General features: G+C 68.8%; 5 protein-coding genes. 1 reads left to right on the plus strand and 4 read right to left on the minus strand.

Annotated elements, in window-relative coordinates:
• Nucleotides 1-114 precede the first annotated feature (114 nt).
• Both AC08OT_RS19050 and bioB read right to left on the minus strand, forming a co-directional pair.
• Complete coding sequence (locus AC08OT_RS19050) at nt 115-720, minus strand: type II toxin-antitoxin system antitoxin SocA domain-containing protein (RefSeq protein ID WP_476603133.1); 606 nt, start codon at nt 718-720, stop codon at nt 115-117.
• Nucleotides 721-959: 239 nt separating this feature from the next.
• Nucleotides 960-2,057, minus strand: a complete 1,098-nt coding sequence (gene bioB, locus AC08OT_RS19055) for a biotin synthase BioB (RefSeq protein WP_476596386.1) — start codon at nt 2,055-2,057, stop codon at nt 960-962.
• Nucleotides 2,058-2,438: 381 nt separating this feature from the next.
• On the opposite strand from bioB, the gene idi reads away from it, so the two are divergent.
• Nucleotides 2,439-3,101 (plus strand): isopentenyl-diphosphate Delta-isomerase, encoded by a 663-nt coding sequence (gene idi, locus AC08OT_RS19060; protein WP_476594769.1) that lies wholly within the window; start codon nt 2,439-2,441, stop codon nt 3,099-3,101.
• Nucleotides 3,102-3,291: 190 nt separating this feature from the next.
• Here idi and AC08OT_RS19065 read toward each other — a convergent pair whose 3' ends face one another.
• The gene (locus AC08OT_RS19065) at nt 3,292-3,855 is read right to left on the minus strand and encodes a hemerythrin domain-containing protein (protein WP_476594768.1); all 564 of its coding nucleotides are present in this window, start codon (nt 3,853-3,855) and stop codon (nt 3,292-3,294) included.
• A 1,076-nt stretch (nt 3,856-4,931) separates the two neighbouring features.
• Nucleotides 4,932-5,116 (minus strand): hypothetical protein (locus tag AC08OT_RS19070; protein WP_476603134.1); only part of this gene is annotated, 185 nt, incomplete at its 5' end.

The raw sequence follows: 5,116 nt of genomic DNA on the forward strand, positions 1-5,116 counted from the left end.
GCTCAGCGTAGCGAAGGCCGGAGATCTGCTGTTCGATGTCGGCGAGCGCATCAGGATCATGTATGTCGAGCCGGTTCCGCAGGCACTCGGTGCCCGGCCAGCAGTACGGGTCGCTCACTGGTCGAGGCCGCGCCCCCTATGACGGGCGAGCATTTCCGCGACAGCCTCATCGGCTGTGCACGTCCCTGACGCTACCTGCCGGAGTCGAGCCTGCGTATCAGGCGAGAACTCGTGGCCCTCCAGACGCGCGTTGCCGACCGCAGCCGAGACGGCTTTGTCGACTGATATCCTCAGCCAAGCGTAGTAGTCCGCCATGATCGTTGGCTCTATGGGCTCGTTAGACGACTCCCCCTCCGGCAACCCTGCACGCGCCAGCCGCCACGGCGCCTCCACCTGCGTCATCCGCAACAGTTCGTCGCCACTGAAAGACCCGTACTTTTGCAGCACCCACTCGATGGTCCGAGTCGCCTGGGGCCCGAGTCGACGGGGATCCCCCGCTGGCCATGAGCTGACGCAGAAGCAGCCGCGGTGCTTCTCGAAGAGCGCCCATACCACCGGACCGTTCGACCAGGCCTGAACCTCTTCGTCGAAGAGATTCACGCGATGGTTGGCGAGATGCCATGCCTGCGAGTAGTAGACCAGCTTCTGCAAACGCCAGGTGGCCATCATCCCGAGTCGCGCGAGGATGAAGGTGGCAACATCATGGACGTTCTCGGCCATACCCTCACCTCCCTCGGACTCTGCGCACCGAGCGCACCGAGCAATACCCTGTACTGAAATATTTTACGCGCGCAGGGCAGGGGGCATCGCGCCTTGCCCCACGCGGGACCGCTCTTTCGAACCAGATCTGGTCGCCGAGGCCCAGGCACTCATGCTCGTTCTGGGCATACCGGGCCCGGCCAGCCCAGCCAGGCGAACGTCCACTTGATCATCCGCCGGCCGGGCGGTGGATGCCGGGATCAGGCGTTGGGCGGCAGGGCGGTGCCGGCACCGCGCTGACGCAGCGCGACCCGCTCCGGGCCCGCGCCCGCGGCCACAGCCGCCTCGGTATCGGTGTCGGCGTCGAGACCTTCCACCGTGAATCCCGCCTCGGCGATCATCTTCAGGTCCTGGTGGCCCTCCTGGCCCTCACTGGTCAGGTAGTCACCGAGGAAGATGGAGTTCACCACCGAGAGGGCGAGGGGCTGCATCGAGCCGAGATGAATCTCCCGGCCGCCCGAGAGCCGCACCTCGGCCGTGGGGTTGACGAACCGGACCATGGCGAGAATGCGCAGGCACTGCCGGGGGTTGAGGTTCCACTCCGCGCCCAGGGGCGTGCCCTCGAATGGCATGAGGAAGTTGACCGGGATGGAGTCCGGGGCCAGCTCCCGCAGCGCGAAGACGACGTTGACGAGGTCCTCGTCGCTCTCCCCCATGCCGGCGATGATGCCCGAGCAGGGTGAGAGGCCGGCATGCCTGGCTTCCTGCACCGTGTCAACCCGGTCGTTGTAGGTGTGCGTCGTGCAGACGTCTGCGTACTTCTCACCGGCTGTGTTCAGGTTGTGGTTGTAGGCGTCCGCACCGGCCGCCCGCAGCCGTGCGGCCTGCCCGTCGGACAGCAGGCCGAGGCACGCGCACACTTCCACGCCCGGATGTGCGGTCTTGATCGCGCCGACCGTGTCCGCCACGCGGTCGACGTCCCGGTCCGTCGGCCCGCGGCCGCTCGCGACCAGGCACACCCGGCGGGCACCGCCCGAGATGCCGGCACCGGCCGTCGCGGCGGCCTCCTCGGGCTTGAGCCAGGTGTACTTCAGGATTCCCGTGTTCGAACCGAGCCGCTGCGAGCAGTAGGAACAGTCCTCCGGACAGAGCCCGCTCTTGAGGTTCACCAGGAAGTTCAGCTTGACACGCCTGCCAAAGTACCTCCACCGGAGCCGGTAGGCGGCGGCGATGACATCCATGAGCTCGTCGTCGTCACTGCGCAGGACGGCTAGGGCCTCGTCCCGGGTCGGGGCCCGACCACTCACCCCCTTGCTGACAAGGCTGTTCAGGGTGGCTGACAGGTCCATGTCCGTCATCCTCGATCCTCTGCTGGCACGGCGGGCACTGGCGGGCACTGGCGGGCGGCGGAAACCTGCAGGTGATCGTCCTTCCGCCACGCCCACACTCTCATCGTTACCTTGATCGGAACCAGCAATCGCCCATGCCGGGGCGGGGGTACGGCCGGGGTTACCCGGACGTGGACGTGGCCGACCGGCGCCGGCGGGCAGGATGGGGAGGAAGGGGAGGATGGGTATGTGGCGACTGGATCCCGGTGGAGGAAAACGACACGTGCGCGTTGGGCGACAGCGTCGCCGGCGCCCGCCCCACAGCCACCCGCGCCCACCCCACACCGACCGGACCAGCGACTGGACCTTCGAGTGGAAACTGGACCTTCGACCGGAAAGTGAGGCCCACCAGTGAGCCCGCAAGGATCCGACTCCGACGTCGTGACGGTGCCGCGTGACGCGGCGTCACCACAGACGGTGTCGCGTGAGACCGCGCCGGTCCCGCCCGCCGCCGACGAGGTCGTGCTCCTCGACGCCGAACGCCGCCCCTGCGGGACGGCGCCGCGGATCGCCGTGCACGGCCTCAACACCCCCCTGCACCTGGCGTTCTCGTCCTACCTTTTCGACCCGGCCGGCCGGCTGCTCGTCACCCGCCGAGCGCTCGACAAGCGGACCTGGCCGGGAGTATGGACGAACAGCTGCTGTGGGCATCCCCGCCCAGGCGAGGACCTGGCGCGGGCCGTCGAGCGCCGGGTGGGCCAGGAACTCCGCCTGGAGCTGACCGACCTGCACTGCGCGCTGCCGGACTTCGCCTACCGCGCCACCGCCGCCGACGGTCTCGTGGAGAACGAGGTCTGCCCGGTCTACGTGGCGCGGGCGCTCGGGGACCCGGATCCGGACCCGGCCGAGGTGGTCGAGTGGCGCTGGGTCGAGTGGGACGACTACCGCCGGGTAGCCGCCGCCGCGCCCTGGGCGCTGAGCCCCTGGTCGGTCGACCAGATGGCGGCGTTCAGCGCGGCGGCCCATCCGCTGACCGCCGCGCTCTCCCTCGCCGACGGCGGAACCCACGCCTGAGCCGACCGTCCGGAGAGCCGGCCATCCGTCCTGTTCCAGAAGGCGTCCTGTTCCAGAAGGGTTGCCGTGCCGACGCTGACGCCCGGGGCTGCCGAACCGCGGATGGTCCCGGACGCCGCGCGACCGTCCGCCGCGGCGGCACCGCAACGCCCGCAAGCCGCACGGCGTCAGGTCACGGCACCCCGCCGCGTCACTTCACGGCGTCCCGGACATGGTCGATGATCGAGGCGATTGGGCCTACCGTCCACTGCTTGGCGGTCGAACCGGCGGCTGACGGGTGCGGATGGGTGGGAGCGAACTTCTCCGCCGTCCGGGGCCGATGGCCCATGCTTTCCAGCTGCCTGGCGTCGCAGGCTGCGTGCACCCGGGGGAACTCCTCATGCTCGGCGTGGTCGACAACGGCCCGTTCGAAGTCCGCCAGCTTCGCATCGAACTCGGCGCTACCGACATCCATCTTCTCCAGCGCCAGCAGCGTGCGGGTGGCCTCGTCCTCCTCGTGGTTGCGCGCCTCGGCCACCCGACTGTCGATCTTCTTCGTAACCGGCCGCACGATCATCTCCTCGGCGGTCTCGTGCGCGGCGAGCAAAGCCCGCAGCTCGTCGAACGCCCGGCGCTTGTGCTCGCCCGTCGCCGACTTCACGTCCGCGAACAGCTCGCGGATGCGGGCGTGCTGTTCGAGCAGTTCTCCCACGACGACGTCGTGGGAGAACTGCGCCGCTCGGCCGCAGTCGAACCCAGCGTCATTGATCGGCATGATGTCCTCCTCATCACGGTCCGCCCATCGGGGACCTCGACGTCGGCGTGCCCCGAGAAGGCACTCGAAATCGCGCGGCATCGAGGACGCCCGACCGGCGGGGCCTAACCGACACGTTGGGCTCGTCAGCCTGCCCCGATCGGGGTACCGAGAGTGCCCCGATCCGGCCGGGTCAGCTCGCCGCCTACCGACGTCCCCAATCCGGGCCAGTACGAGGTAGCCATATAAACAGCCCCATGAGTAGCTCATCGTTCCTAGTAACCCGTCGGCGCGATGACGGTGAGTTGACGCCCGGGAGCACCTGCGCCGTCCGGTGAAGCCGCACCGGTCACGCCGCACCGGCGCGTACGATGGAATAACGCTAATGTCCTTCCAAAGACACGTATAGTGATAATCTCGGCGCCAAGGCTTGAGCCGAAGCTTGAAGCGAAGGCGACCAGCCGAGGCATGCCCCTCGCATCGCGGGATTCGGCCGGCGCCGTTGCCGGGAGGCAACGGCGCCCTCGGTCGGCAGGACCGGCTCAATACGATGCGCGTCGGGTCGATCACCCGGCCGGCCATACCGGACGGACGGACGGATACACCGTTCCGGCTATGGCCACAGGTCCCGCAATGGCCACAGGTCCCGCAATCTCCAGGCCTTTGGCCCCGACGGGGCCGCAGGGCCGCCGCATCCGGCGGATGATCGGACCAGGCCGCGGTTGCGGACCCGGGGCGGGCACCCGACCCGATTCCGGGCCGAGGCCCTGACCAGGCGAAGCAGCCAGCGTCTATGGCGTGTCATGAGGAGTCCGCAACCGGTCCGGATCTGCCGCGGACGGGCCGGCTGCAACGGGCCCGGAGCGGCGGGACGCCACGCGCCGTCTCCGTCCCCGTCACCGTGACGTTTCCGGTCCACCGGCGTGGGGGTGAAGAAATATCCGCGCGCCGCACTCGAGGGAGACGACGGCGCTCCGACCCGGGTTCCTCGGCAGAATTGGCTATGGTCCGCCACGCGATCTAATATCACCGAAGGCATTTCGCGCGCGGGCTCCGCGAACGCTCGACCGACAGCCGGACCAGATTTCGACCCGATATCACCGTAGCCGGGACACGGGCGCCGATCGGCGCTGGATCCACCAGCGGACTGGATCCACCAGCAGAAAAGGCGGGCAGAACGCCTGTCCGCTGCGTACCGACAGCCGGTCGGGACGCCGGGAAAACGATCGAGAAAACGCCCGGCCGCCCTTGACGGTGCGTGGTTGCCGAACCGGCCCGAGGG

Source organism: Frankia sp. CgJB1 (assembly GCF_977947065.1).

Coding starts and splice junctions, on each gene's coding strand:
- bioB (WP_476596386.1), bottom strand. CDS start 2,057: ATGACGGACATGGACCTGTCAGCCACCCTGAACAGCCTTGTCAGCAAG.
- AC08OT_RS19050 (WP_476603133.1), bottom strand. CDS start 720: ATGGCCGAGAACGTCCATGATGTTGCCACCTTCATCCTCGCGCGACTC.
- AC08OT_RS19065 (WP_476594768.1), bottom strand. CDS start 3,855: ATGCCGATCAATGACGCTGGGTTCGACTGCGGCCGAGCGGCGCAGTTC.